Here is a 25,827-nt window from a genome sequence, read left to right as displayed (position 1 = left end):
ACCGGCAATGACCGTGCCCCCCACGGTAGCGCCGGGCCGTGCCCGGCAGCCTGTTACGGAAGCTGGCTGCGTACCCGGGCGAAGCGGCGCAGGTCATGCAGGACGCCGCGCTTGTAGACGGCGCAGCGCTCCACGCCCTCCTCCTGGAAACCGTTCTTTTCCAGTACCCGGGCCGAGCCCAGGTTGAAGTCGACGACCGTGGCCTGCAGCCTGAACAGGCCAAGCTCATCCATCACCCAGGGCGCGAACAGGCCGACCACAGCGGTCATCAGGCCCTGCCCCCAATGAGCCTGGCCGAGCCAGTAGCCCAGTTCCGCAGTATGCCCGCGCTCGGCCACGCCCTGCTGGGCGCCAACGCTGCCACAGGCCTGGCCCTCTATCTCGATGGCCAGGTTCAGCGTGCCTGGGGCCAGTACGCGCCCGCCCAGGAAGGCTTCGCCATCCTCTCGGGTGTACGGATACGGGAAGCGGTCACGCAGCCCACGCGAGACGTCCGCGTCGTTGGCGTGATGCAGCAGCGACTGCAGGTCATCACTGCGCCAGGGGCGCAGGACGAATCCGTTGCCTTGCAAGGGCGGGGTCAGAGCCCGTTCCCTCTGGGCAAGGGATCCGACCCCGACGCCGCCCTCGTTGGCAGCCTGCTCAGGCATGGCCACCCACCGATGGGGTGTCCTTCTCCTGCTGCTCCAGCTCGCGCGCCACCGCTTCAGGCGAACGCGTGAACGGGGCCAGCCTTGCGTAGAACGCCGGCACCACGAACAACGACAGGAACGTGGACAGGGTCACCCCGAAAATGATCACCACGCCGATGGTGCCGCGGCTGGCCGAACCCGGTCCGCCGGCCACCACCAGCGGGATCGCACCGACCACCGTGGCGATGGAGGTCATCAGGATCGGCCGCAGGCGCACCCGCGCCGACTCGATGATCGCTTCGCGCACCGTGCGCCCTTCATCGCGCAGCTGGTTGGCGAACTCCACGATCAGGATGCCGTTCTTCGCCGCCAGGCCCACCAGCATGACGATGCCGATCTGGCTGAACAGGTTCACCGTGCCCCCGCTCATCCACAGCCCGACCAGCGCACCGAGCACGCCCAGTGGCACGGTCAGCATGATGGTCAGCGGATGGATGAAGCTTTCGAACTGCGCAGCCAATACCAGGTACACCACCAGCAGGGCCATGGCGAAGGTCAGCAGTACCGCCCCGCCGGAACTCTGGTATTCGCGGGACTCGCCTTTCCAGCTGATCTGCGCATGCTGCGGCAGTTCCTCACGGGTGACACCCTGTGCCCAGGCGATGGCTTCGCCCAGCGGATAGCCTGGCGCCAGCCCGGCGCTGATGGTGATCGAGCGCAGGCGGTTGAACCGGTTCAGCGAACCCGCTTCGGCCACTTCGCTCAGGGTGACCAGGTTGGACAACGGCACCAGCTCGCCGGAGCTGGAGCGCACGCGGATCGCGGCCAGGTCGGCCGGGGTCGCGCGTCCATCGCGGCCGGCCTGCACCAGCACGTCGTATTCTTCGCCGTTGTCGACGAAGGTGGTCACCCGACGCGAGCCCATCATGGTCTCCAGCGCCGAACCAATCGCCGTCACCGGCACGCCCAGGTCGGCGGCGCGCTGGCGGTCGATGTTCACCCGCATCTGCGGGCGGGTTTCCTTGTAGTCCGAGTCCGCGCCGACCAGGCCGGGGTTGTCGGCCATGCGCAGCAGGATGCGGTCGCGCCACTGGGCGATCTCCGCATATTCCGGGCCACCGAGCACGATCTGGAACGGTTGCCCGCCACCGCGCACCAGGCCGCCGCCGACCTGGGTGCGCACGCGCACGCCACGCACCGCATCCAGGTCCTTCTGCAGTTCATCGGCCACTTCCGGGGTGGAGGTGGAGCGCTCGCGCCACGGCTGCAGGAACACGCTGATGCGGCCGGTGTGCATTTCCTCGCTGGACCCCCAGCCGCCCGGCACGCGCGGATTGGCGCGGATGATCGGGCGGTCCTCGCCAACGTGGCGGGCCACGATCGCTTCCACTTCCTGCACCTGGCCAACCGTGTAATCGAAACCGGCGCCTTCAGGCCCGTCGATCATGATCTGGAACGAGCCTCGGTCCTCGGCCGGGGCAAGTTCCGAGGGCAGGTGCTTGATCAGCAACCAGCTGGCAACCAGCGTGGCCGCCATCACCAGCAGATAGATCCAGGTACGGTCCACGTGCCGGTCCAGCACATTGCCGTATCCGCCGGCGAGTTTTTCCAGGTTGCGGTTGATCACCCCGTACAGGCCCCGCGGGGCCTTGCCGGTGTGCGGCTTGAGCAGCTTGGACGCCATCATCGGGGTGAGCGTCAGCGCCACGAACGCCGACAGCGCCACGGCCGCGGCCAGCGCCACGGCCAGTTCGCGGAACAGCCGCCCGGTGTTGCCTTCCAGGAAGCCGACCGGCAGGAACACCGCGACCAGTACCGCGGTGGTGGCGATCACCGCGAACGCCACCTGCGCGGTACCGCGCTTGGACGCCACCAGCGGCGGCTCACCCAGGTCGATGCGGCGCTGCACGTTTTCCACCACCACGATCGCATCATCCACCACCAGGCCGATGCACAGCACCAGCGCGAGCAGGGTCAGCAGGTTGATCGAGAAATCGAAGGCATACAGCGCGATGAACGCAGCCACCAGGCAGACCGGCACGGTGACCGCCGGGATCAGCGCGGCGCGGAAGCTGCCCAGGAACAACCAGATCACTACCAGCACCAGCAGCATCGCCTCCACCAGCGTGGCGTAGACACGGTCCACTGCTGCTTCGATGAAGGTGGTGTTGTCGAAGGTCACCGCGATCTGCGTGCCCTGCGGCAGGGTTTCGGCGATGAGATCGGCCTGCGCACGTGCCAGGCGGGTCACGTCCAGTGCATTGGCGGTAGAGGTCTTGACGATACCCAGGCCCACGCCCGGCTCGCCGTTGCTGCGGTAATAGGCACGGCGTTCGGCCGAGGCCAGCTCGATCTTCGCCACGTCGCCCATGCGCACCACGTAGCCATCGCTGCCCTTGCCCAGCGGGATGGTCGCGAAGTCTTCCGGCTTCACGTAGTTGCGCTCCACGCGCAGGGTGAAATCACGGTCGGCCGATTCGATGCGGCCGGCGGGCAGCTCCACGTTCTCGTTGCGCAGCGCGGCCTCTACGTCGCCGGTGGTCAAGCCGCGTGCCGCCAGCTGGTCGCGGTCCAGCCAGATGCGCATGGCATAGCGCTGCCGCCCACCGATGCGCACCTGCGATACGCCGTCCAGGCTGGCAAAGCGGTCCACGACATAGCGCTCGGCATAGTCGCTGAGCGCGAGGGTGTCCATGCTCGAGGACGACAGGTTGAACCAGATGATGGCCTCGTCGTCGCTGTTGGCTTTCTCGATCTCCGGCGCACGCGCCTCGTCGGGCATGCGGTCGGCCACGCCGCTGACGGCATCGCGCACATCGTTCGCGGCCGCCTCGATATCGCGGTTGCTGGTGAACTCCAGGCTGATCTGCGCCCGGCCATTGGTGCTGCGCGCGTTGATCATGTCAATGCCTTCGATGCCCGACAGGGAATCTTCCAGCACCTGGGTGACCCGGCTTTCGATGACCGCCGCCGATGCGCCGGGATAGTCCACCGATACCGACACCACCGGGGGATCGATGGCCGGCAGCTCGCGCAGCGTCAGCCGGGTGAACGACATGATGCCCAGCACGATCAGCAGCAGGCTCATCACCACGGCGAACACCGGCCGCTGGATGGAGATGTTGGAGAGCTTCATCCGCCGTTACCGGCCGGTACGACGGGCACGTCTGATGCGGGCGTGGCCGCTGGCGGCGGCAGCGTTTCCGGTTCCGGGGCATCCACCGGCGGCACCGCGCGGGCGTCCACCTTCAGTCCGGGGCGCAGCTTGCCGGTGCCATCCACGATGATGCGCTCACCGGCCTGGATGCCCTGCTTCAGTTCGACCACGCCGGCGCGACGGGCACCGGTCACCACGTCGGCGCGCTCTACGGTGCTGTCGGCCTTCAGGCGGTACACGAAGGAGTCACGGCCGACCTGCACCACGGCGATTTCCGGCACCACCAGCGCCTGCCGCTCGGGACGGTAGATGCGCACGTCCAGCAGCATGCCTGGGCGCAGCGCGTGGTCGCCGTTGGCGAAGTCGGCGCGCACGGTAACCGCGCGGGTGGACGGGTCGACGCGGGCGTCGATAGTGGTGACCTCGCCCTCGAAGGTGCGTCCGGGCCACGCCACGCTGGTGGCTTCAACCTTGTTGCCGTTGGCCAGCGAAGAAAGCTCCGCTTCGGGCACCTGGAAATCCACGTGCATGCGCTGGATATCGTCCAGCGTGGCGATCGCCGTGGTGGGCGTCACCAGCGAACCAGGGCTGACCTGGCGGATGCCGAGGACGCCGGCAAACGGTGCGCGCACGCTGCGATCACCGATCTCGGACTGCATTTCGGCCACGCGCGCTTCGGCGCTGTCGCGGATCGCTTTCTGGGTATCCAAGGTGGAACTGGCCACCAGCCGCTGCTGGGCCAGTTCACGCTGACGCTTGTACAGTTGGTCAGCTTCAGCGAAGGTCGCCTGGGCCTGGGTCAGCGCGGCCTGCTGGGCCAACCCGCGCAGGGTCACCAGCGGCGTGCCGGCGGCCACCTGCTGGCCGCTTTCAAAGTGCACCCGCTCGATGATTTCGCTGACCTTGGCGGTGATGGTCACCGATTCGCGCGCCTTGGCCGTGCCGAGGGCCTGCAACGTATCGCTCCACGCGGCCGATTCCACGACCTGCGCGGTGACCGGCACATCGGCGCCCTGGCGGCGCGCCGCCTGCGGTTCGCCCTTGCAGCCGGCCAACATAACCAGGACCAGGCCAACGGCCGTGCCCATTGCGATACGTCCCACCATGAATAGTCCCGCCCTGTACATGACCGGCGAGTGTAGGGGGCGCCATGCGAAGACCGTATGTGCCAAGCGTTTACCACCGCAGGACAGCCCCGAGATAGCGGCCGGAACCCTTTCCGTGCAAGGGCTTGCGCCGGGATGTCATCGTGTATCGGGATGTGTCGGCGGCAGCGCGCGCGCCGCTTGCGACGGCCGACGCGGCCGCCTCTGGGCTCCATCCGACCAGTAGCGCAGGCTGAACGCTCCCCTCCTGCCAAGGCCATGACATGCCCACTTTCAATCGCAGGCAGTTCCTCGCTGCCGCAGCGGCATCGGGCGCGATGGCCGGCACCGGGGGCATGGTGCCCGCTGCGGCGCAGGTGCCGCCCCTGTCGCTGCGGTCACCTGGCTCGCTCCCGGCGTGGGCGCTGTCGGCCACCGACGCGAGCGCGCTGCTGCGCCGCGGGGAGCTCAGCGCGGTTGAATTGACGCGCAGCTGCCTGGGTCGCATTGCGGTGGTGAATCCTGTCGTCAACGCATTGAACTTCGTTGACGAGGCCGCCGCGCTCCGCGCTGCCGAGCAGGCCGATGCCGCCCTGGCGCGGGGAGCCGTGAGCGGGCCCTTGCATGGCATTCCCGTTGTCATCAAGGACAACACCGACGTGCGTGGCCAACCGATGACCAACGGGATCGTCGCCCTGAAGGACAACATCGCCGATGCCGACGCGCCCCAGGTGGCACGTCTGCGCGCAGCCGGTGCCATCGTGCTCGGGCGCAGCAACACGCCGTGTTTTTCCTTCAGCTGGGATGCGCGCAACGACCTGCACGGCACCACCTGGAATCCATGGAGCCGTGCCCATACGCCTGGCGGCAGCAGCGGCGGGGCCGCCTGCGCGGTAGCGACGGGCATGGTGCCGCTGGCACACGGCAACGACATCGGGGGTTCGATCCGCCATCCTGCTTATTGCTGCGGCGTGGCCGGACTGCGTCCGACGCCCGGGCGCGTGCCGGGGCTGTTCAGTCCGGCCAAGGGCGATGAAGCACTCGGCCTGCAGCTGATGCTGGTCGATGGGCCGATCGCCCGCGACGTTGCCGATCTCCGTCTCATGCTGGAATCAATGACTGGATTCGATCCGCGCGTCCCGGGATCGCTGCCGCTGCCGTTCCCCGCATCACCGCTGGTGCCGGGCACCCGCATCGGCGTGCTGCGCAAGGACGATGTAAAGCCGCGCACGCCTACGGTGGCCGCCGCGCTGGAACGTGCGGTGGTGGCGCTGCAGCAGGCCGGTTTCACCGTGGAAGAGGTCAGGCTGCCGGAACTGGCCGAAGCGTGGCGTCTGTGGTGGCTGCTGGTGATGGAAGAAACCCGGGCGCTGCTGCCCAGCATCGAGCGCGACGGAGACGCGCCGATCAAGGCATGGATCGGCTTCAACTACGACGTCGCGAGTGAAATGTGGGGGCGTCGGCCTTCGCTGACCGACTACATCAACGGTTACGCGCGGCGCGCCAGGCTGATCGCCAGCCTGCAGCAGAAGCTGCGCCGGTATCCGGTGATCCTGATGCCGGTCGCCAGCGAGGAGCCCTTCAAGCATGGCCAGCACTACGCGGATCTTGCCTCCGCGCGAGCGGCCATCGCCTCCGGCTGGCCATTGATGGCCATTCCGGTGCTCGGCTTTCCGGCGCTGGCGGTGCCGACCGGGTGCGTGGACGGGTTGCCTACCGGCGTACAGCTGATGGGCAGGCGCTTCCATGAACGCGACGTGCTGCAGGTGGGCGCGGCACTGGAAGCGGCGATGCCGGTATTGACCCCGATGGATCCGCTCAGGACGTGATGGTCTGGGTCAACGATTCCCACGTAGGCGGCAGCGGCCAGTTCGCGGCCTGGTTGCCGTCCAGCACCCGGCGCAGGTCACGCGGGTCGATCTGCGGGGCCAGCACGTGCACCAGTTCCAGCGCGTAATCGCGCAGCACGCGGTCCCGCGGCAGCACCGCCCAGGCGATGCATTCGGCGATCGGCGCCGGCGCCACCCAGGCGCGCAGGTCGTGGTCGGCGGCGCTGACCGCCATTTCCGCCAGCAGGCCCACGCCCACCCCGCTGCGCACGTAGGTCTTGATCAGGTCGGCATCCAGCGCGGTCAGCGCGATGTCCGGCTCCAGCCCGGAACCAGCGAACGCCCGCTGCAGCGAAGATGCGGCGCGCGTGGACGATTCATAGCTGATCAGCGGATGGGCAGCCAAGGCGGCCAGGTCCGGCGCGCGGCCGGCGCGGTCCAGCGGATGGCCCTTGGGCACCAGCACCAGCCGCCGCCAGCGATACAGCGGCACGGCGATCCCGGCGCTGGGTTCGCCGCCGGCGGTACTGATGATGGCGATGTCCGCATCGCCCTGGCTGAGCAGGTCCAGCGCGTCGCTTTCAGCGGCCTGCTGCAGGTGCACGCTGACCTGCGGATAGGCCTGTTTGATCCGCGCCACCGCCGGCGGCAGCACGAAGCGGGCCTGGGTATGGGTGGTGGTCAGCACCAGCTGGCCCTGGCTTTCACGCCGCTGGTTGGCCGCGTAGGTGCGGATGTTGTTGGCTTCGGCCAGCACCGCGCGGGAGCGGCTGATGACTTCCACGCCGGCCGGGGTGACCGATTCCAGGCTGCGGCCGCGCCGCACGAACAGCAGGAAGCCCAGTTCATCTTCCAGCTGCTTGAGCTGCTTGGACAATCCCGGTTGGGTGGCATGCACGCGCGAGGCGGCGAGCGTGATGTTCAGCTCGGCATCGGCGATGGCGACCAGGTAGCGAAGCTGGGTCAGCGTCATGGCAGGCGGCTCGGTAGGGAAAACCACTGTAGGTCAATTGCCCTCACCAACATATAACCAAACGTTGTTTATGAAAGGTATCTGGTCATTTCCTGCCGTCATATGGCAGCGCTACGGTCAGCCGGCAAAGGCGGATGCCAGCAGCGGCCGCCTTCCCTCTTGCCCCCCGCGTCTGGCGCGGCCCCTCACGGAGTGCCCTCATGGCCCTGTACGAGTCCATCCTCGATACCATCGGCAACACCCCCATCGTCAAGCTGCACCGGCTGGCGCCGGCGCACGTCACCCTGTATGCCAAGGTGGAATCGTTCAATCCGGGCGGTTCGGTCAAGGACCGCCTGGCGCTGGCGATCGTGCTCGATGCCGAACAGCGCGGCCTGCTCAAGCCGGGCGACACCATCATCGAAGCGACCTCCGGCAACACCGGCGTGGCGTTGGCGATGGTGGCCGCCGCGCGTGGCTACAAGTTCGTCGCCACCATGGTGGAAACCTTCTCCATCGAACGCCGCAAGCTGATGCGTGCCTACGGCGCGAAGGTGATCCTGACCCCGGCCGCCGAGCGCGGCAGCGGCATGGTGCGCCGGGCGGCCGAGCTGGCACAGGAACACGGGTGGTTCCTGGCCAGCCAGTTCGCCAATCCGGCCAATCCGGCCTACCACCGCAGCACCACCGCCGCGGAGATCCTGCGTGACTTCGCCGGCCGCCGGCTGGACTACTTCGTCAGCGGCTGGGGCACCGGCGGCACCCTGACCGGCGTCGGTGAAGTGCTGAAGGTGGCCCGCCCGCAGACTCGCATCGTCGCCACCGAACCGGCCGGCGCGGCGCTGTTGAAGGGCGATGACTGGAAACCGCACAAGATCCAGGGTTGGACTCCGGACTTCGTGCCCGATGTGCTCAACCGCAACGTGGTGGACGAACTGCTGACCGTGGAAGACGACCGCGCGATCAGCACCGCGCGCCGGCTGGCGGCCGAAGAAGGCCTGTTCGTCGGCATTTCCGCCGGCGCCACGCTGGCCAGCGCACTGGACGTCGCCGAACGCGCCGAGCCGGGTTCGGTGATCCTGGCGATGCTGCCGGACACCGGCGAGCGCTACTTCTCCACGCCGCTGTTCGCCGATGTGAACGAAGGCTCCGACGACGACTGGCTGGCCGGCCTGCCCTGAGCACGCGCCCGCGGTCTCGATGGGGTCAGGTTCCTTTCCCGCGGAAAGGAACCTGACCCCGATGCCCTGCTCTTCCCGGCGTACTGTTCTTTTCCTGTTCGCAGCGTGTGAGACGGTCATGACGCAGCCTGCATGCAGCCCCGGTTACGGTGGCACATGCAACGCGGGACGTTGCGCCGTTTCAACGACAGTCAGGAGAAGGACGCATGAAGATCGAGGTTTGGCAGGGTGACATCACGACCCTGGCGGTGGATGCGATCGTCAATGCGGCCAACGAGTCCCTGCTGGGTGGCGGTGGCGTCGACGGTGCCATCCACCGGGCAGCAGGTCCTGGCCTGCTGCAGTCGTGCGAGCAGCTGCCGCAGCTGCGCCCGGGCGTGCGCTGCCCGACCGGCGAAGTGGTCGCCACCGACGCGCATGACCTGCCCGCCCGCTTCGTGCTGCACACGGTGGGGCCGGTCTGGCACGACGGCCAGCGCGATGAAAGCGCACTGCTGGCCAACTGCTACTGGAAGTCGTTGCAGCTGGCTGAAAAGCTCGGCGCACGCTCGATCGCCTTCCCGGCGATCAGCTGCGGCGTCTACGGTTATCCGCTGTACCGCGCCGCCGAAATCGCGGCCACCGAAACGCTGGCCTGGCAGCGCAGCCATCGCGAACCGCGACGGATCATCCTGGTGGCCTACAACACCGCCACGTTCAAGGCCTACCAGCAGGCGCTGGCGGCGGCAGGACAGACACTGGACGATCAAGCCGAGGCACCGCGTGGCGGTGATCGCGCTGTTGCCGCGTCGCCGTTGATGCCCGCTTTCTGAAGACGGTGACGACCCGAGGGTCGTCACCGTTGGAACGCGCTTAGTTGGCGTCCACGTCGGTCGGCGCCGCGACCGCTACGTCGTTGTCCGCCGATGCGGCATCACGCACCGAAAGCGATTCGCCGCTCTCCGCGCTCACCCGCACCTGCACCACGGCCTGGCTTTCTTCCAGGCTTGCAACCAGCAGCTGGTATCGACCCGCCGGCAGGTTCGCCTGCAGGCGTGCATTGGTGCCGCTGCCACCGTCATCGTCTTCCAGGTTGATGTTGCCGCCAGTCAGCCGAAGGGTGGTGTCGACCTGGTCGGACAGCGCATCGATACGCACCGCGCCGGCCTGCGGCACGTTCAGCACGAAGCGGCGCTCGCCGTCATCGCGCGACAACAGCACCTGCACGTTGGCGCCGACAGCGAGGGCGGTGCCATCGGTGGACACCACGTCCGCCGCCAGCGCGGTGTTCTTGACGTCCAGGCGGAACTGGCCGTTGCCTTCGTCATCCAGTGCACGCACGCCGAGCTTGTAGGTACCGGCGTCCAGCATCAGGCTCAGGCGCGAGTTGGTGGAACTGCCACCGTCATCGTCCTCTTCTTCCACGTTGGCACCCTTCAGGTCGAGCACGGTGTCGAACGCGTTGGAGGTCAGGTTGATCTGGTACAGGCCCGGCTTGTCGACCTGCAGGGTGTATTCCTGGCGCTCGCCGGCCAGCAGGTCGACGATCTGTCCGCCATTGGCCAGCGGCTTGCCGTCATACGGCACCACTTCGGTGGCCTGCAGGCGATACGGGCCGTAGGCATCGGCATCGTCGCCGTTGACCGCGATGCGGTAGCGGCCGGCACCGTCGGCACGGAAGGTCACTTCCAGGCCGCTGTCTTCGGAGCGTTCGCCACGGGTCACCAGGGTACCGTCGTCGCGGAACACCGACAGCGCACCGGACAGCGAACCGACCAGCTTCAGCGAAACCGCCTGCTTGTCCTTCAGTTGCATCGAATAGAGCTGGTAGCGGCTGCCGTCGCTGAAGCTCAGCGGGCTGGAGGTGGTGATCTCCCCGGCCACCGCCTTGTCGAAGTCCAGCGACGTGGCCTTGCCGCCGTCGGCGGCGCCCGCCTTCTGGCCACAGCCGCCGATCGCCAGCGCCAGGGCGGCGGCCAGTAGTGTCGTTGCAGTACGCATGGTGTTTCTCCTTGGCCCATCATTCAGAGGCCGCGAAGTGGCCATGCCCCGGGCAGGCGACACGATAGCCGAAAAAAAACGCCGGCACGTGGCCGGCGTTCTTTTTTCATTTCCGGAGCGGCTCGATCAGCCGTTCCACTTGCCCAGTGCAGCCTGGCCGTTTTCCTTGGCACGCTCGTACACGGTCTTCTGTGCGGCGGCGTAGTTGCCCTTGGTGTCCTTGCCCCACAGCGCCAGCGCGGCCTGCTGCATGGCACGACCGTAGGAGAAGCTCAGCGGCCACGGCAGGTTGCCCATCTGGTTCATCGCGTTGAGGTGTTCGGTGGACTGCTCGTCGCTCTGGCCACCGGACAGGAACACCACGCCTGGCAGGATCGCCGGCACGGTGCTCTTCAGGCACATCACGGTCGATTCGGCCACTTCCTCGGCATCGGCCTGCTCTTCGCAGTCCTTGCCGGAGATGACCATCGAGGCCTTCAGGATGGTCCCTTCCAGCAGCACGTTCTGCTGGTACAGCGCGTCGAACAGCGAACGCAGGGTGGCTTCGGTGACCTCGTAGCAGGTCTCGATGTCGTGGTCGCCGTCCATGATCACTTCCGGCTCGACCATCGGCACCAGGCCGCATTCCTGGCACAGGGCGGCATAACGGGCCAGCGCATGCGCGTTGGACTCGATGCAGGTGCCCGACGGGATGCTTTCGCCGATGTTGATGACCGCACGCCACTTGGCGAAGCGCGCACCCAGCTTGTAGTACTCCTGCAGGCGCTCGCGCAGGCCATCCAGGCCTTCGGTGACCAGCTCGCCCGGGCAGCCGGCCAGCGGGTGGGCGCCCTTGTCGACCTTGATGCCGGGGATCATGCCGTTGTCGGACATGTACTTGGCAAACGGCACGCCGTCCTTGGTCGACTGACGGATGGTCTCGTCGAACAGGATCGCGCCGGAGATGTGCTCGTTGAGCTTCGGCGTGGTCAGCAGCAGTTCGCGGTAGGCGCGACGGTTTTCTTCGGTGTTCTCAACGCCGACGCTGGCAAAGCGCTTGGCGATGGTGCCGGTGGATTCGTCGATCGCGATGATGCCCTTGCCCGGGGCGACCATGGCCTGGGCGGTTTCAGCCAGCTGTTCGATGCTCATGTACTTCCTGTGGCGGGTGCGGGAAAAAACCGATTATAGCGCCCGCCTCCCGTGAACTGTCCGTCCACGGGGTCTGGAACCGCTTTCAGCTTGCGCAACCGTGACGGCGCGACGTTTCCGCCGCGCCGCCGGGACGCCGTTACAGCTCGCCCAGGCCGCTGGCGCTGCCATTGGCGCCCACTTCCAGCAGGCGCAGGGTGTTGGTGGCGCCATGGGTCTCCATGTGCTCGCCACTGGTGAACACCACGCGGTCACCGGACTCGAGCAGGCCGGCTTCGGCCAGCAGGCGGATGCTGCCGCGCGCGGCTTCACGCGGGGTCAGGCCGCGGCTGTCGAAGTTGATCGGGAACACGTCGCGCATCAGCGCCATCTGGCGGCGGGCGCCGTCGTGGCGGGTCACCGCGAACACCGGCGCGGAGGCACGGAAACGCGACAGGTAGCGGGCGGTGCCGCCGGATTCGGTCATCGCCACGATCGCCCGCACGCCGACGTGCTGGGACAGGAACATGGTGGCCATGGCGATGGCCTGGTCGGCACGTTCCAGGTTGCGCGGCGAGGCGCCGAAGTCGGTTTCGGTCTGGAACTGGCGCTCGGCGCCGAGGCAGATGCGCGCCATCGCTTCCACGGCCTTGACCGGGTAGGCGCCGGCGGCGGTTTCCGCCGACAGCATCACCGCGTCGGTACCGTCGATGACCGAGTTGGCCACGTCCAGCACTTCGGCGCGGGTCGGGATCGGGCTTTCGACCATCGACTGCAGCATCTGGGTAGCGGTGATCACCACCTTGTTCTGCGCCAGCGAGGCCTTGATGATCTTCTTCTGCAGGCCCGGCAGCTCGGCATCGCCGATTTCCACGCCCAGGTCACCGCGCGCCACCATCACCACGTCGCTGGCGTCGACGATTTCTTCCAGGTTCTCGATGGCTTCGGTGCGCTCGATCTTCGACACCAGCGCGGCATAGCAGCCGTGCGATTCGGCGATCTGGCGGGCATCGTTCATGTCCTGCGCGTTGCGGCAGAACGACACGGCGATGAAGTCCACGCCGATCTTGGCGACGATGCCGATCAGTTCCTTGTCGCGCTCGGTCAGCGCGCCCAGCGACAGGCCACCGCCCTGCTTGTTCAGGCCCTTGCGATCAGACAGCACGCCGTCGTTGAGCACGGTGTTGATGATGCGCTCGCCCTGCACTTCGACCACCTGCAGCTGCATCAGGCCGTCATCCAGCAGCAGCACATCGCCCGGGCCGACGTCCTGCGGCAGGCCGAGGTAGCTCACGCCGACCTGGGTGGTGTCCCCCGGCGGCACGTTGGCGGCGGCCACCAGATCGAAGCGGTCACCGGCCTTGAGCTGGATCTTGCCCTCGGCGAAGCGCTCGATGCGGATCTTCGGGCCCGGCAGGTCGGCCAGGATGCCTACTTCCACGCCCACGCGGGCAGCGGCGGCGCGCACGTCGGCGGCACGCTTGGCCTGGCCGGACGGATCGCCATGGCTGAAGTTCAGGCGCACCACGTTGACGCCAGCGCGGAACAGCTCCTCGAGGATGCCGGGTGGATCGGTGGCCGGGCCGAGGGTGGCTAGGATCTTGGTGCGACGCTGACGCTCGAACATGGTGGATGGGCTCCCGTTAAAGCAGGGAAATTAGCACATCCTTCACGACCCATGTATGCGGTTACATCCTTACGGGGTCTGGTTCTGCGAGATGTCTGCAAGACAATACGGGGCAGCATGGATGACCCACGACAACGCCTGCAGCGCCGCGCCATGCTCGGCGCGCACGAACCGCGGCCAGCACCAGCACCCGCGCTGCCGGACGAATCCCTGCAGGCGCCGGCATTACCCGATCAGCGTCAGCAACTCCGTCGGCGTCGCCGCCAGCGCATCGGCGCCGGCCTCGCGCAGTTCCTCGGCACCGCCGAAGCCCCACAACACACCGATGTTGCGCAGGCCGTGGTGACGGGCCCCTTCGATGTCCATGCGGCGGTCACCGATCATCCAGCACTGGCCTGGCTGCAGCGACAAGCGGGACAACGCCTCGGCCACCAGCTGCGGCTTGCTGCTGCGGCTGCCATCGGCAGTCGCGCCGATGACCTCGTCGAAACACGCACCGAATGGCAGGTGCTCGATGATGCGCCGCGCATGGGCTTCATTCTTCGCGGTGACCACGGCCAGGCGATGGCCGCGCGCCTGCAGCGCACGCACCACCTGTTCAATGTCGTCGAACACCGCATGCTCCTGCCAGCCTTCGGTTTCGAAGCGCTCGCAGTAGTACGCAACGGCCTGCTCCACCTTGGCCGCATCGTTGAACAGCGGCGCGAAGCTGGTGCGCAGCGAGGGACCGATCCAGCCGCGCAGCGCCTCCACTGGAGGCGCCGGGTGCTGCATCCGCTCGAACGCGTGGGTGATGCAGCGGGTGATGCCGACCTGCGAGTCGATCAGCGTGCCATCAAGATCGAAGAACAGCGTGTCACGCGCCTCGGCAGGGTGAGGGCTCACGGCCGTCACCCACCGATCCTGCTCCATCATGCGCCCCGGGCTTCGAGCGCCGCCACGGCCGGCAGGGTCTTGCCTTCCAGGAACTCCAGGAACGCGCCGCCGCCGGTGGAGATGTAGCTGACGTCGCCTGCGATATCGAACTTGTCGACGGCGGCCAACGTGTCGCCGCCACCGGCGATGGAGAACGCCCTGGAGCCGGCGATGGCACGCGCCAGCGCTTCGGTGCCCTTGCTGAAAGCCTCGAATTCGAACACGCCGACCGGGCCGTTCCACACCACGGTGCCAGCCTGGTTGATCAGCGCGGCGTAGCGCTGGGCGGTGTCCGGGCCAATATCCAGGATCAGATCATCCTCGGCGACATCGGCCAGTGCCTTCACCGTGGCTTCGGCATCGGGCAGGAACTGCTTGGCCACCACGACGTCGGTCGGCAGCGGAATGTCGGCGCCGCGTGCCTTGGCATCGGCGACGATCTTCTTCGCCGTCTCCAGCAGGTCCGGTTCGTACAGCGACTTGCCGACCGGGTAACCGGCGGCGGCGATGAAGGTGTTGGCGATGCCACCGCCGACGATCAGCTGGTCGACCTTGCCGACCAGGCTGGCCAGCAGTTCCAGCTTGGTGCTGACCTTGCTGCCGGCGACGATCGCCAGCAACGGCTTGGCCGGTTCCTTCAGGGCCTTGGCCAGCGCATCCAGTTCGGCCATCAGCAGCGGGCCACCGGCCGCCACCGGGGCGAAACGGATCACCCCGTGGGTGGAGGCCTGCGCGCGGTGCGCGGTACCAAAGGCATCCATCACGAACACATCGCACAGCGCGGCGTACTGCCTGGCCAGCGCTTCATCATCCTTGCCCTCGCCAACGTTCATGCGGCAGTTTTCCAGCAGCACGATCTGGCCCGGCTGCACGTCCACGCCACCCACCCAGTCACGCAGCAGCGGGACGTCGCGGCCCAGCAGTTCGGACAGGCGGCGGGCAACGGGCTGCAGCGAATTCTCTTCGCTCCACTGGCCTTCCTTCGGACGCCCCAGGTGCGAGGTCACCATCACCGCAGCGCCCTGCTCCAGCGCCCGCTTGAGCGTGGGCAGCGAGGCGGTGATGCGCTGTTCGGAGCTGATCTGCCCGTTCTCGATCGGGACGTTCAGGTCCTGCCGGATCAACACGCGCTTGCCGGAGAGGTCGAGGTCGGTCATGCGGACGATGGACATGGGCATTCCTGTTCTGGGGAAAGAAGCGCGCCGCGCGGCGCAGCCCACTATTGTCCCGGCTGCGCAGGCGCATCGCAAACCCCAAGGTAGTGACGGCCGCTGGCCGTCAACCAAGGCATGACGGCCGCTGACCGTCACTACCGCGCCGTCACGACCGGGACGTCATTCCTTGTCCGTGGCCGGATGCTGCCGCAGCACGCTCAATGCCAGCCAGCCCACCACCAGCACGCCCAGCACCAGCAGCGCCCACAGCAGCCAGCGCTTCCAGTCGCGTGGTGCCTGCAGTGCAGCCTCGCCCGCCAGCGGCTCCGGGGCGCCCTCCAGCCGCGCCAGGGTGGGCTGCCACGCCGGCCCATTGCGCTGACGCAGATCATCGATCAGGACGCCGACCGGGGCCTCCTGGCGCACGGCCGTCGCACTGCCCACCGCCAGCGCATAGGGCGCCGCCCCCTGGCTCAGGAACACCAGCACTTCCGGCTGGTAGCCCACGCGCAGGGTGGGCACGGCGGTGGTCGTGGCCGGTTCGGCGACCAGCTTCCAGTACCGGTCGCGGGTCGCCCCCGACAACGACTGCGGCGCGGACTGCTGGGCACTGCCGCCGCCGGCCTGCAGCTGGTAGGCCACCCAGGGCGCGGTGCGGCGCTGCCAGTCGGCCGCCGGATCATCGCGACTGAAGGCCGTCCACTGCACCAGGCTGTTGTCGCGGGTGGATACATCCAGACGACTCACCGGATAGCGGCCGTCCACGGTGAACTCGAAGCTGCCGCCGCCCTGCTTCACCGGCTGCAGGGCAACCCATTCCCAGGGGATCGTCGCCGCGGCCGGCGGCAGCTCCGCCAGCACGCCGCGCAGCACCGGCAACGCCTGGTCCTGGTTGGGCAGCACGCGCAGGTAACGCACGCTGCGGTCCACGCCGATCCGGCGCTGCAGCAGGCGCTTGCCGGCGCGCTGCAGGTCGACCAGCGGCAGCGCCGCGTCGATCTGCTGCCAACTGCGCAGGTCGTCGCTGGCGTCCACCTGCACGGTGGCCTGCAACGGCTGCTCCTGCGTTTCCCAATCCAGCACCACGGCGGCCAGCGGCTGCTGTCCCAGCACGCTGGCGTCGATCAGCCAGCCGGCGGACCGCGTTGCGCCTGCCGATGCCCCCAGGCGCGCTTCGACCCGGCGCACGCGGCCGTCGCTGTCGCGCTCGGTCAGCAGCTGCAGGTCGTTGCGGCTGCGTGCATCCAGCGGCGGCAGCACGAACCAGGGCAGCTCACGCTGCACCGGCGGCTGCGCCAGTGGCTGGTCCGGCGCCAGCAGTGCCGACGGCAGCGCCTGGCCGGCGGCGTTGTAAACCTGCACGTCGGCCAGTTGCGCTGACCACGCACGGCGGTAGATCTGCGGCTCCAGGGTGATCCGGTAGGCACCGGACTGCGCGCTGGAAAGACTCAGCGGCCACTGCTCGACGTACTGCTGCCGATGTTCCTGCGCGTGCGCGGCAGCGGGGGCCACCAGCAGGGCCAACAACAGCCCCGTCCACGTTTTCATGCTTGGTTCTCCACGGTCTGCGGCTGGCGCGGCGGCGCCGGCGCGAAGTATCCCACCACGGTACACAACAGCCCGTAGGCGATGAACGAGGCGATGCCGAGCAGGTTGCCCAGGTGCTGGCGGTCGACCAGGATCAGCTTGGCCAGTACCACCGCCATCAGCACCGCACCGACCGTCCACAACACGCGCTGGCCGCGCCGTGAGCCCCATACCCAGGCGACCACGCCGAGCACGCTCCAGACCACGGTGAGGCTGGTCTGGGCCAGACTGGAACCCAGCAGCGCCTCGTTCCAGCGCACCCCGCCCCAATGATGCACGGCGTGCAGGGTCAGGCTGGTCACCGCGATGAAGCCGGCGATGGACAACAGCGGTACGCGGACCCGCTGCAGCGCGGCAGGCGCCTGGCCGATATACAGCCAGCGCGCAGCCAGCAGCAGGATCGCCCACTGGACCAGTTCGGAAGGATTGACCACCGGCAGCCACGGCAGCGGATCGGCGCTGCCCGGCGTGCTGTGCAGGTACAGCCAGACACAGCCCAGCAGGCCGAACAGCACGCTCTGCAGCACCGGCCGTGCCGGATCGAACGCCGTGCCCAGCGGCTGGCTGATCCAGCGCCAGCGATGCAGGGTCGCCACCACCAGCGCGATCCACGGCAACAGCACCACCACGACCTGCCAGCCGCCGGCCATGCCGAAGCGGCTGGCCACCTGCTGCAGTGCAAGCGACAGCACGCAGGGCCACAGCAGCCACCACAGGAACTGCGCGATAACGGCGACCCGGCCGGCGCCCTGGCGCAGCGCATGCAGCGAACGCGTACCGAGCACCGCCATCAGCGCCCACGCCAGGCCGCCATAGCCGGCGAACGGCTGCTCGTGCGTGCCCACCTGGGCAATCAGCAGCGGGAAGGCAAACGCGAGCATCGCCAGCGTGGTCAGCCCCAGCACGCGTGCAGGCTGGCGACGATACGCTTCGGCCGCCAGCCAACCGGTCACCGCGGCGATGATCAACAGGGCATCCGGCTGGTGGCGGTCAGGGACGAAGCGGAAGCATTCGGCCACCAGCCCCAGCAGCCACCACATCAGGCCCCACAGGTAATACACCAGCGCGATGTTGTCGCGGCCGTGCTGGCGGCAGCTCCACGCCGAAGCGAAGCCGGCCAGGGCCAGCAGCAGCACGCCGATCGCGGTGGGGTTGAGGAACATCCGCGCGTCGCCGTCCCAATGGTCGGCCCCGGCGACGAAGGCGAACGCAGCGGCGATCTGCAGCAGCGCGCCGCTGATCTGCGGCAGCCGGCGCTGCTGGCGCAGGCCCAGCCAGACCAGGCCGGCGCCTTCCAGCGCGAACACCGCGCCGGTGACCCGTGCCGACAGCGCCAGCGGCACCGCCAGCGTGGCAAAGCCCACCGCCAGCACCGCGTGCGACTGGGCCAGCACGCGGTACGACGGACGCGTGATCAGCGCGCGGGCAAGTACGGCATACACGGCGGCCACGCCGACCGCGATGCCGGCCAGCAGCATCGGCTGGTCATGCAGCAGCGCGGCCTGCAGCGAGAACGCCACCAGCGGCGTGCCGAACACCAGGCTGCCATCGACCAAGTCGCGTTTCCCCGCCGGCTGGCGGCGTGCATACAGCAGCGGAATCAGCAGGTAGAAGGCGAAGAACAGCACCAGGAACGGCTGCGTGGTGGGCAGGTCTTCCGGGCGGTACTGCAGCACGCCCCATGCGGTGCCGATGCCGAAGGTAAACACGAAGCCCAACAGGTTCAGCGCGCGCCAGGGGCGGAACCAGGCGATGGCGAAGATGCCGGCGTTGAGCACCGCGTAGTAGCTGAAAAGCCCGACGTGGTTGCCGCTGCCGGTGGACAGCCACAACGGGGCCATGAAGCCGGCCAGGATTCCCAGCACCGCCAGCGTGCGCGATTCCTGCACCACGGCCAGCACGCACAGGCCGGCGACCAGCAGGATGCTGGCGATGAACGCCGGTGCGGGATCGACCAGCCCGTAGATCTTGAATGCCGCGAAGGTGGTCAGCAGCAGCACGCCGATGGCGCCGCCCTGCAGCGCCAGCGCGAACAGGCGGCGCTGGTCGCGCTGCTTCCAGCCGAATACCAGCAGGCCCAGCGCAGCGACGGTGATGCCGGCCAGGCGCAGTTCGATCGGCACCTGCAGCAGGCCCTGGTCGCTGACGTACTTGAGCAGCGCCGCCACGCCGGCCAGCAGCACCAGCATGCCGATCTTCACCGGCACGTTGCCTTCGGTGAACCAGCGTTTGGCGCCTGCCAGCAGGCGCTCGACCGGGTTCGGGCCCGACGGCGGCGGCGGTGCACGATACACCGGCTCCGACAGCGCTTCGGGAGTGTCCTGCGGTCCAGGCGGCAGCGGCGGCGGTGCAGCGGGAGAGACGTTGGCGAACGCCCCCGCCGCTTCTTCGCGCTCGATCGCCTCGGCGTGCGGGGCGTGCAGCGGCCAGGGCGCAACGGCGGGAATCGGATCCCACGCGTCATCGACGACCGGCGTGCTTTCGCTGACCGCAGCGGAACGCTCGGCCACGGGCGCATCTCGCGCCAGCAGGGCCTGCTCCAGCGCACCCACGCGGCGTCGCAGCCCGGAGATCATGACCAGCGCGATCACCAGCAACAACGGGATGGCCAGCGCCACCAGTACCAGCAGTGCAATCAACGCTTCCATTCAGTCGCTTCCTGGTGGTCTTCCCGCGCCACGATGGCACCGCCGGACCGTGCCATGCTACGGCAAGTCAGGCAACTGCAGGAATCGACCGCCGCGCGGCTGCCGCTGGAACGACGAACCCCGGCCGGGGCCGGGGTTCGCAGGGTCACACGCGGTGCGGAATTACTTCGCCGCGACGACGCGCACCATTTCCAGGCACTTGTTGGAGTAGCCCCATTCGTTGTCGTACCACGACACCAGCTTGACGAAGGTGCTGTCCAGGGCGATGCCGGCTTCGGCATCGAACACCGAGGTGTGGGTTTCGCCGCGGAAATCGGTCGCCACGACCTTGTCTTCGGTGTAACCGAGGATGCCCTTCAGCGCGCCTTCGCTCTGTGCCTTCACTTCGGCGCAGATTTCGGCGTAGGTGGCTTCCTTTTCCAGTTCGACGGTCAGGTCGACCACCGACACGTCAGAAGTCGGCACGCGGAAGCTCATGCCGGTCAGCTTCTTGTTCAATTCCGGGATCACCACGCCGACGGCCTTGGCCGCACCGGTGGACGAAGGAATGATGTTTTCCAGGATGCCGCGGCCGCCGCGCCAGTCCTTGTTGGACGGGCCATCGACGGTCTTCTGGGTCGCGGTGGCGGCATGCACGGTGGTCATCAGGCCACGCTTGATGCCCCACTTGTCGTTGATGACCTTGGCCAGCGGGGCCAGGCAGTTGGTGGTGCACGAGGCGTTGGAGACGATCGCCTGGCCGGCGTAGGTCTTGTCATTCACGCCGAACACGAACATCGGCGTGTCGTCCTTCGACGGTGCCGACAGGATCACCTTCTTCGCACCAGCGTCGATGTGCTTCTGCGCGGTTTCCTTGGTCAGGAACAGGCCGGTGGATTCGATCACCACGTCCACGCCCACTTCGTCCCACTTCAGGTTGGCCGGGTCGCGTTCCTGGGTCAGGCGCACCTTCTTGCCGTTGACCAGCAGGTTGCCCCCTTCCACGGCCACGTCGGCCTTGAAGCGGCCGTGCACCGAATCGTACTTCAGCATGTAGGCCAGGTAATCCGGCTCCAGCAGATCGTTGATGGCCACGATTTCGATGTCGTCGCCGAAGTTCAGCACCGCCGAGCGCAGCACGTTGCGCCCGATGCGACCGAAACCGTTGATACCAACCTTGATTGCCATGTTGATGAGCTCCTGCGGCCGCGCGCGACGCGGCGGGATGGATAAGGCCCACTAGTCTAGCAAACCGCCCTGACCACCGGCGGTCAGGCCGCCCGGGACCCGGCTGCCCGGTCGGATTTGATCCGGATCAAGGCGTTGCAGGCGGGTCCGGCCGAGACTGGCCCCATCACCCCGCAACGAGACCTGCACCATGCGCATCACCGCTCCCCTGCTGGCCGGCCTGGCCCTCGCCCTGTCATCGGCCGCCGCCCCGGCCATGGCCCAGTCCAAGGGCGACTGGACGCTCTCCGCCGGCGTGCACCAGGTGGCACCGAAGTCCAACAACGGCTCGCTGGCCGGTGGCACGCTGAAGGTGGACGTGGACAGCGACATCAAGCCGACCATCACCGGTGAGTATTTCATCGCCGACAACCTCGGCATCGAGGTGCTGGCCGCGCTGCCGTTCAAGCACGACATCAACATCGCCGGCCTCGGCCGGGTCGGCAGCACCAAGCACCTGCCGCCGGTGGTGACCCTGCAGTACCACTTCAACAGCCAAGGCAAGGTGTCCCCGTTCCTGGGGGCGGGCATCAACTACACCACCTTCTTCAGCGAAGAAACCGGCGGCGCGCTGGCCGGCAGCACGCTGAAGCTCGATGATTCCTGGGGCCTGGCCGCGCATGCAGGGCTGGATTTCGCGATCAGCGAAAAGGCCGCGCTGCGCGTGGACCTGCGCTGGATGGACATCGACAGCAAGGTCAAGCTGGATGGCCAGAAGCTGGGCACGGTGAACATCGACCCGCTGGCGTACGGCGTGTCATACGTCGTCGCGTTCTGATCCACAGCTGGTCGTTCAAGCACGTGACGGCCCGCGGCCGTCACTGCCGACAAGCGTGACGTCCAACCCTGCGCGCGGGGCGGCCGCTAGAATACGCAGGATGAAATTCTCCTCCCTGATCCCGGCCGCTGCCCTGCTGGCAGCGCTCCCCCTCGTTTCCACCGATGCCCTGGCCTGGGGCGCCCAAGGCCACCGGCTGGTGGGCCGTGTCGCGGAAACCCGCCTCACCCCGGCCGCGCGCGCCGAAGTGGATCGCCTGCTGGCCGGCGAGACCGATCCCACCCTGTCCGGCATCGCGCCGTGGGCCGACCAGTTGCGCGCCAATGATCGGGACCTGGGCCGTCGTTCAGCGAAGTGGCATTACATCAACATGGCCGAAGACGGCTGCGTCTACGATGCACCCAAGCACTGCCCGGACGGCAACTGCGTGGTCGAAGCGCTGAAGCAGCAGACGCTGATCCTGTCCGATCGCAGCCGCAGCGACGCCGAACGTGCGCAGGCGCTGAAGTTCGTGGTGCACCTGGTCGGTGACATCCACCAGCCCATGCATGCCGGCTACGGGCACGACAAGGGGGGCAACGATTTCCAGCTGCAGTTCAACGGGCGCGGCACCAACCTGCATTCGCTGTGGGACAGCGGCCTGCTCAACACCCGCAAACTGGACGACGACGGCTACCTGAAGGTGCTGCAGGCGCTGCCGCAACCGTCGCTGGCACGCCGCGTGGACCTGCGCCGGGATGCTGCCGCCTGGGCCGAATCCAGCTGCCGCGTGGCGGTTGAACACGGTGTTTACCCGGCCTCGCGTAAGCTGGGCGACGACTACACCGAACACTATCGCCCCGTGGCCGAGGGCGAACTGCGCATCGCCGGCGAGCGGCTGGCGCAGGTACTGAACAGCGCCCTCGGCCGCCGCTGAGGAGGTGCCGCATGCCTGTCCACGTCCAGTCGTTCTTCCACCACGACAGCAATACCTTCAGCTATGTGGCGCACGACCCGGCCACCGGCCACGCGGCGCTGATCGACGCCGCGCTGGACTACGAGCCGGATGCCGGCGCGCTGTCCGATGCCGCGCTGCAGCCGCTGCTGGACCATGTGCGCGACAACGCGCTGGACGTGCGCTGGCTGCTGGAAACCCATGCCCATGCCGACCACGTGTCGGCCGGGCGCGTGCTGAAGGCACGTTTCCCGCAGGCCACGCTGGCCATCGGCGAAGGCATCCGCGCGGTGCAGGCCACGTTCGCGCCGCGTCTTGCACTGGACCTGTCGGCGACCCCTGAAGCTTTCGACCATCTGTTTGCCGACGGTGAACGCTTCGCGCTGGGCACGCTGGACGCACGCGTGATCGCCGTGCCCGGCCACACCAGCGACAGCATCGCCTACCTGATCGACGATGCGCTGTTCCCGGGCGATTCGCTGTTCATGCCCGACAGCGGCACGGCCCGCTGCGACTTTCCCGGTGGCGACGCCGCGCAGCTGTACCGCTCGATCCAGCGCCTGCTGTCGCTGCCAGGGCAGACGCGCGTCTTCGTGTGCCACGACTACGGCGCCGGCGGCCGCGATGTCGCCAACCAGACCAGCATCGCCGAACAGCGCGCGCATAACATCCACGTCGGCGAAGGCGTGAGCGAAGCCGAGTTCGTGGCCATGCGCCAGGCCCGCGATGCCACCCTGGCCGAACCGCGCCTGATGCAGCCGGCAGTAAGGGCCAACCTGCAGGGCGGCGGCTGAGCAGCCGAAAAATGGAAAAATGGGGACGGAAAAATGGGGACGGAGGGGATTAAGTCGCAATCGGCGCGCGGGCCGATTGCGACTTAATCCCCTCCGTCCCCTTTTTCTGGTTTGTGACGACGTTCAAGCCCGACATGCTGTAATGCCTTGATAAAGACCAAGGAGCGCGCATGACCGACCACCTGACCGATCTGGATGCGGCCGTCGATTGGCTGCAGGCGCGCGTCGAAGGCGCCGTTCGCATCGGGGCGCCGCTCGCGCTGGGCAAGCCACATCGTCTGCTCAACGCGCTGTACGCGCGGGTGGAAAAGGACCCGGCACGGCCGCTGCAGATCTACACCGCGCTGTCGCTGAACCCGCCGGTGGCGCGTGGCGATGGGCTGGAGGCGCGCTTCATGGGACCGTTCGCCGCGCGTCATTTCGGCAAGGACGCCGTGCGCCTGGCGTATGCCGATGCGATGGCAGCCGACACCCTGCCGGACCACATCCAGGTGGAAGAGTTCTACATGCAGTCGGGCGCATTGCTGCGCTCGCGGCAGGCGCAGGCCAGCTATACCAGCCTGAACTACACCCACGCCGCCGATGCGGTCGCCCAGCGCGCGCCACATGCCATCGTGCAGAAAGTGGCCCGCCGCGAAGGCAGCAGCCGGTTGTCGCTGTCGTGCAACAACGACATCACCCAGGACACCCTGGATGCCATGGCCGCACGCGGGCTGCCGCGCCCGCTGCTGATTGCCGAAGTGGATCCGCAGCTGCCGTGGCTGGGCGGCAGTGCGGCGGTGGACGAGACCTTCTTCGACCTGGTGATCACGCCGCCCGGTCCCTATCCGGCGCTGTTCGGCCTGCCGCGGCAACCGGTCAGCGATGCCGACCATGCCATCGGCCTGTACGCCAGCACGCTGGTGCGTGACGGTGGCACCCTGCAGATCGGCATCGGTGCATTGGCCGATGCGCTCAGCCACGCGCTGGTGCTGCGCCATACCGACAACGCGCTGTACCGACGCGTGCTGCATGCACTGGATCCGCAGCTGGCGGCGCATCCCCTGGTGGCTGAAATCGGTGGATTGGGGCCGTTCGAAGAGGGCCTGTACGGCTGCAGCGAGATGCTCAACGAAGGCTTCCGCAAGCTGGTGCAGTGCGGGGTGATCAAGCGCAAGGTGCACGATGACCTGGTGCTGATGAAACGACTGGACAACGGCAGCGCCTACACCGCCGACCATGCCACGCTGGCCGCCGAAGGCGAGTACCTGCACGGCGCGTTCTACCTGGGCTCGCCTGAGTTCTACGAGTGGCTGCGCACCCTGCCCGACGACGAATGCCGCGCCATCGGCATGCGCCGGATCAGTGAGATCAACCAGTTGTACGGCGGCAACGAAGAGCTGGAGCGGCTGCAGCGCCGCCATGCACGCTTCTTCAATTCCTGCATGATGGCCACCGCGCTCGGCGCCGCCGTCTCCGATGCGCTGGAAGACGGCCGCGTGGTCTCCGGCGTGGGCGGCCAGTACAACTTCGTGGCGATGGCGCATGCGCTGCCCGAAGCACGCAGCGTGCTGATGTTCCGCGCCGCGCGCGAAGATGCCGGCACCCGCGAGAGCAACGTGCGCTGGAACTATGGGCACACCACCATTCCGCGCCACCTGCGCGATGTGTACCTCGATGAATATGGCATCGCCGACCTGCGCGGACTGACCGACGCCGACTGCGTGCAGGCCATGGCCGCCATTACCGAGCAGCCGTTCCAGCAGGCATTGCTGCAGCAGGCGAAGGCCGCGCGCAAGCTGGCGACCGCCGCGCAGGTCGACCCGCGTGCACAACGCAATACGCCGCAGGCCTTGTCGGCCGCACTGGCCGGATTCCGCAGCGACGGCACCCTGCCCGATTATCCGCTGGGCAGTGATTTCACAGAGGTCGAGCAGGTCCTGTTGAAGGCACTCGGCTGGCTGAAATCCAACACGCAGACACGCGGCGCGAAGCTGCGCACGGTGTGGGCCGCGTTGACGCAACGCGCCGGCGATGGCGATGCGGTGTACCTGCAGCGGATGGGGCTTGAAGCGCCGGCGAACGTGGGCGAACGCTTGAACGCGCGCCTGTTGCGGTTGGCGCTGGCACGTACGGCCGCCTAGCGGCCGGTAGCGCCGAGCCGTGCTCGGCGAGCGCAGCGGTGACGGAGCAACCGCGTGACGACCAACGGTCGTCACCCACCAAGGCCAAGAGCAAGGGATGAGCTGACGGCCAGCGGCCGTCACTACCGGGCTGGG

19 protein-coding genes are annotated in these 25,827 nt (G+C 67.8%); 7 read left to right on the top strand and 12 right to left on the bottom strand.

Features of this window, described 5'->3' with window-relative positions; genetic code table 11:
- Window positions 1–53: 53 nt before the first annotated feature.
- From RTX79_RS04835 to RTX79_RS04825, 3 genes are read right to left on the bottom strand one after another with little or no spacing between them, the layout of a single operon-like run.
- Window positions 54–650 (bottom strand): GNAT family N-acetyltransferase, encoded by a 597-nt coding sequence (locus RTX79_RS04835; protein WP_312682312.1) that lies wholly within the window; start codon window positions 648–650, stop codon window positions 54–56.
- Window positions 643–3,768: an efflux RND transporter permease subunit gene (locus tag RTX79_RS04830; RefSeq protein WP_312682309.1), complete on the bottom strand. Its 3,126-nt coding sequence runs from the start codon at window positions 3,766–3,768 to the stop codon at window positions 643–645. Before RTX79_RS04830 ends, RTX79_RS04835 begins: the two co-directional genes overlap by 8 nt.
- On the bottom strand, window positions 3,765–4,895 hold the full coding sequence (locus tag RTX79_RS04825; RefSeq protein ID WP_428695957.1) for an efflux RND transporter periplasmic adaptor subunit: 1,131 nt from the start codon (window positions 4,893–4,895) through the stop codon (window positions 3,765–3,767). The genes RTX79_RS04830 and RTX79_RS04825 overlap by 4 nt, the downstream gene beginning before the upstream one ends.
- Before the next feature lie 263 nt (window positions 4,896–5,158).
- On the opposite strand from RTX79_RS04825, the gene RTX79_RS04820 reads away from it, so the two are divergent.
- On the top strand, window positions 5,159–6,703 hold the full coding sequence (locus RTX79_RS04820; RefSeq protein ID WP_312682307.1) for an amidase: 1,545 nt from the start codon (window positions 5,159–5,161) through the stop codon (window positions 6,701–6,703).
- On the opposite strand, the gene RTX79_RS04815 is transcribed toward RTX79_RS04820, so the two are convergent.
- Window positions 6,693–7,676 carry a LysR family transcriptional regulator gene (locus RTX79_RS04815; RefSeq protein WP_057687362.1) on the bottom strand — a complete coding sequence of 328 codons (984 nt, stop codon included), beginning with the start codon at window positions 7,674–7,676 and terminating at the stop codon, window positions 6,693–6,695. The two genes, RTX79_RS04820 and RTX79_RS04815, sit on opposite strands and share 11 nt — an antisense overlap.
- A 200-nt stretch (window positions 7,677–7,876) precedes the next feature.
- Here RTX79_RS04815 and cysK point away from each other — a divergent pair, with 200 nt between their 5' ends.
- On the top strand, window positions 7,877–8,836 hold the full coding sequence (cysK, locus tag RTX79_RS04810; RefSeq protein WP_057687361.1) for a cysteine synthase A: 960 nt from the start codon (window positions 7,877–7,879) through the stop codon (window positions 8,834–8,836).
- A 206-nt stretch (window positions 8,837–9,042) separates the two neighbouring features.
- A complete protein-coding gene (locus RTX79_RS04805) occupies window positions 9,043–9,648 on the top strand; it encodes an O-acetyl-ADP-ribose deacetylase (RefSeq protein ID WP_312682301.1) in 606 nt (201 codons plus the stop codon).
- A 40-nt stretch (window positions 9,649–9,688) separates the two neighbouring features.
- On the opposite strand, the gene RTX79_RS04800 is transcribed toward RTX79_RS04805, so the two are convergent.
- From RTX79_RS04800 to gap, 8 genes are all read right to left on the bottom strand, one after another.
- Window positions 9,689–10,816, bottom strand: a complete 1,128-nt coding sequence (locus RTX79_RS04800) for an ABC transporter substrate-binding protein (protein ID WP_312682299.1) — start codon at window positions 10,814–10,816, stop codon at window positions 9,689–9,691.
- A 126-nt stretch (window positions 10,817–10,942) separates the two neighbouring features.
- Entirely contained in the window at window positions 10,943–11,947 is a 1,005-nt protein-coding gene (locus tag RTX79_RS04795) for a class I fructose-bisphosphate aldolase (RefSeq protein WP_057687359.1), read from the bottom strand.
- A 139-nt stretch (window positions 11,948–12,086) separates the two neighbouring features.
- On the bottom strand, window positions 12,087–13,553 hold the full coding sequence (gene pyk / locus RTX79_RS04790; RefSeq protein WP_312682297.1) for a pyruvate kinase: 1,467 nt from the start codon (window positions 13,551–13,553) through the stop codon (window positions 12,087–12,089).
- Window positions 13,554–13,778: 225 nt separating this feature from the next.
- Window positions 13,779–14,468 (bottom strand): HAD hydrolase-like protein, encoded by a 690-nt coding sequence (locus RTX79_RS04785; RefSeq protein ID WP_312682296.1) that lies wholly within the window; start codon window positions 14,466–14,468, stop codon window positions 13,779–13,781.
- Window positions 14,465–15,640, bottom strand: coding sequence for a phosphoglycerate kinase (locus RTX79_RS04780; protein ID WP_057687355.1), 1,176 nt, complete (start codon window positions 15,638–15,640; stop codon window positions 14,465–14,467). The genes RTX79_RS04785 and RTX79_RS04780 overlap by 4 nt, the downstream gene beginning before the upstream one ends.
- Before the next feature lie 162 nt (window positions 15,641–15,802).
- Window positions 15,803–17,170 carry a DUF3999 domain-containing protein gene (locus RTX79_RS04775; protein WP_312682294.1) on the bottom strand — a complete coding sequence of 456 codons (1,368 nt, stop codon included), beginning with the start codon at window positions 17,168–17,170 and terminating at the stop codon, window positions 15,803–15,805.
- The gene (locus tag RTX79_RS04770) at window positions 17,167–19,857 is read right to left on the bottom strand and encodes a DUF2339 domain-containing protein (protein ID WP_312682293.1); all 2,691 of its coding nucleotides are present in this window, start codon (window positions 19,855–19,857) and stop codon (window positions 17,167–17,169) included. The genes RTX79_RS04775 and RTX79_RS04770 overlap by 4 nt, the downstream gene beginning before the upstream one ends.
- Window positions 19,858–20,019: 162 nt before the next feature.
- The gene (gap, locus tag RTX79_RS04765) at window positions 20,020–21,024 is read right to left on the bottom strand and encodes a type I glyceraldehyde-3-phosphate dehydrogenase (protein ID WP_057687352.1); all 1,005 of its coding nucleotides are present in this window, start codon (window positions 21,022–21,024) and stop codon (window positions 20,020–20,022) included.
- A gap of 190 nt (window positions 21,025–21,214) precedes the next feature.
- Here gap and RTX79_RS04760 point away from each other — a divergent pair, with 190 nt between their 5' ends.
- The 4 genes from RTX79_RS04760 to RTX79_RS04745 all read left to right on the top strand — a co-directional run bounded on the left by RTX79_RS04760 (window position 21,215) and on the right by RTX79_RS04745 (window position 25,692).
- Window positions 21,215–21,841, top strand: coding sequence for an OmpW/AlkL family protein (locus tag RTX79_RS04760; protein ID WP_057687351.1), 627 nt, complete (start codon window positions 21,215–21,217; stop codon window positions 21,839–21,841).
- A 100-nt stretch (window positions 21,842–21,941) separates the two neighbouring features.
- Window positions 21,942–22,757 carry a S1/P1 nuclease gene (locus tag RTX79_RS04755; protein WP_312682288.1) on the top strand — a complete coding sequence of 272 codons (816 nt, stop codon included), beginning with the start codon at window positions 21,942–21,944 and terminating at the stop codon, window positions 22,755–22,757.
- A gap of 11 nt (window positions 22,758–22,768) precedes the next feature.
- On the top strand, window positions 22,769–23,569 hold the full coding sequence (locus tag RTX79_RS04750; RefSeq protein ID WP_312682287.1) for an MBL fold metallo-hydrolase: 801 nt from the start codon (window positions 22,769–22,771) through the stop codon (window positions 23,567–23,569).
- Between the two features lie 170 nt (window positions 23,570–23,739).
- Window positions 23,740–25,692 carry an acetyl-CoA hydrolase/transferase C-terminal domain-containing protein gene (locus tag RTX79_RS04745; RefSeq protein WP_312682286.1) on the top strand — a complete coding sequence of 651 codons (1,953 nt, stop codon included), beginning with the start codon at window positions 23,740–23,742 and terminating at the stop codon, window positions 25,690–25,692.
- Window positions 25,693–25,827 lie beyond the last annotated feature (135 nt).

Origin of the sequence: Stenotrophomonas chelatiphaga, assembly GCF_032054965.1 — a bacterium.
Lineage (GTDB): Bacteria > Pseudomonadota > Gammaproteobacteria > Xanthomonadales > Xanthomonadaceae > Stenotrophomonas > Stenotrophomonas chelatiphaga.
This window is presented reverse-complemented; position numbering and strand designations above follow the sequence as displayed.

Coding starts and splice junctions, on each gene's coding strand:
- RTX79_RS04835 (WP_312682312.1), bottom strand. CDS start 650: ATGCCTGAGCAGGCTGCCAACGAGGGCGGCGTCGGGGTCGGATCCCTT.
- RTX79_RS04830 (WP_312682309.1), bottom strand. CDS start 3,768: ATGAAGCTCTCCAACATCTCCATCCAGCGGCCGGTGTTCGCCGTGGTG.
- pyk (WP_312682297.1), bottom strand. CDS start 13,553: ATGTTCGAGCGTCAGCGTCGCACCAAGATCCTAGCCACCCTCGGCCCG.
- RTX79_RS04815 (WP_057687362.1), bottom strand. CDS start 7,676: ATGACGCTGACCCAGCTTCGCTACCTGGTCGCCATCGCCGATGCCGAG.
- cysK (WP_057687361.1), top strand. CDS start 7,877: ATGGCCCTGTACGAGTCCATCCTCGATACCATCGGCAACACCCCCATC.
- RTX79_RS04775 (WP_312682294.1), bottom strand. CDS start 17,170: ATGAAAACGTGGACGGGGCTGTTGTTGGCCCTGCTGGTGGCCCCCGCT.
- RTX79_RS04770 (WP_312682293.1), bottom strand. CDS start 19,857: ATGGAAGCGTTGATTGCACTGCTGGTACTGGTGGCGCTGGCCATCCCG.
- RTX79_RS04795 (WP_057687359.1), bottom strand. CDS start 11,947: ATGAGCATCGAACAGCTGGCTGAAACCGCCCAGGCCATGGTCGCCCCG.
- RTX79_RS04745 (WP_312682286.1), top strand. CDS start 23,740: ATGACCGACCACCTGACCGATCTGGATGCGGCCGTCGATTGGCTGCAG.
- RTX79_RS04755 (WP_312682288.1), top strand. CDS start 21,942: ATGAAATTCTCCTCCCTGATCCCGGCCGCTGCCCTGCTGGCAGCGCTC.
- RTX79_RS04800 (WP_312682299.1), bottom strand. CDS start 10,816: ATGCGTACTGCAACGACACTACTGGCCGCCGCCCTGGCGCTGGCGATC.
- RTX79_RS04825 (WP_428695957.1), bottom strand. CDS start 4,895: ATGGTGGGACGTATCGCAATGGGCACGGCCGTTGGCCTGGTCCTGGTT.
- RTX79_RS04780 (WP_057687355.1), bottom strand. CDS start 15,640: ATGTCCATCGTCCGCATGACCGACCTCGACCTCTCCGGCAAGCGCGTG.
- RTX79_RS04785 (WP_312682296.1), bottom strand. CDS start 14,468: ATGATGGAGCAGGATCGGTGGGTGACGGCCGTGAGCCCTCACCCTGCC.
- RTX79_RS04760 (WP_057687351.1), top strand. CDS start 21,215: ATGCGCATCACCGCTCCCCTGCTGGCCGGCCTGGCCCTCGCCCTGTCA.
- RTX79_RS04750 (WP_312682287.1), top strand. CDS start 22,769: ATGCCTGTCCACGTCCAGTCGTTCTTCCACCACGACAGCAATACCTTC.
- RTX79_RS04820 (WP_312682307.1), top strand. CDS start 5,159: ATGCCCACTTTCAATCGCAGGCAGTTCCTCGCTGCCGCAGCGGCATCG.
- gap (WP_057687352.1), bottom strand. CDS start 21,024: ATGGCAATCAAGGTTGGTATCAACGGTTTCGGTCGCATCGGGCGCAAC.
- RTX79_RS04805 (WP_312682301.1), top strand. CDS start 9,043: ATGAAGATCGAGGTTTGGCAGGGTGACATCACGACCCTGGCGGTGGAT.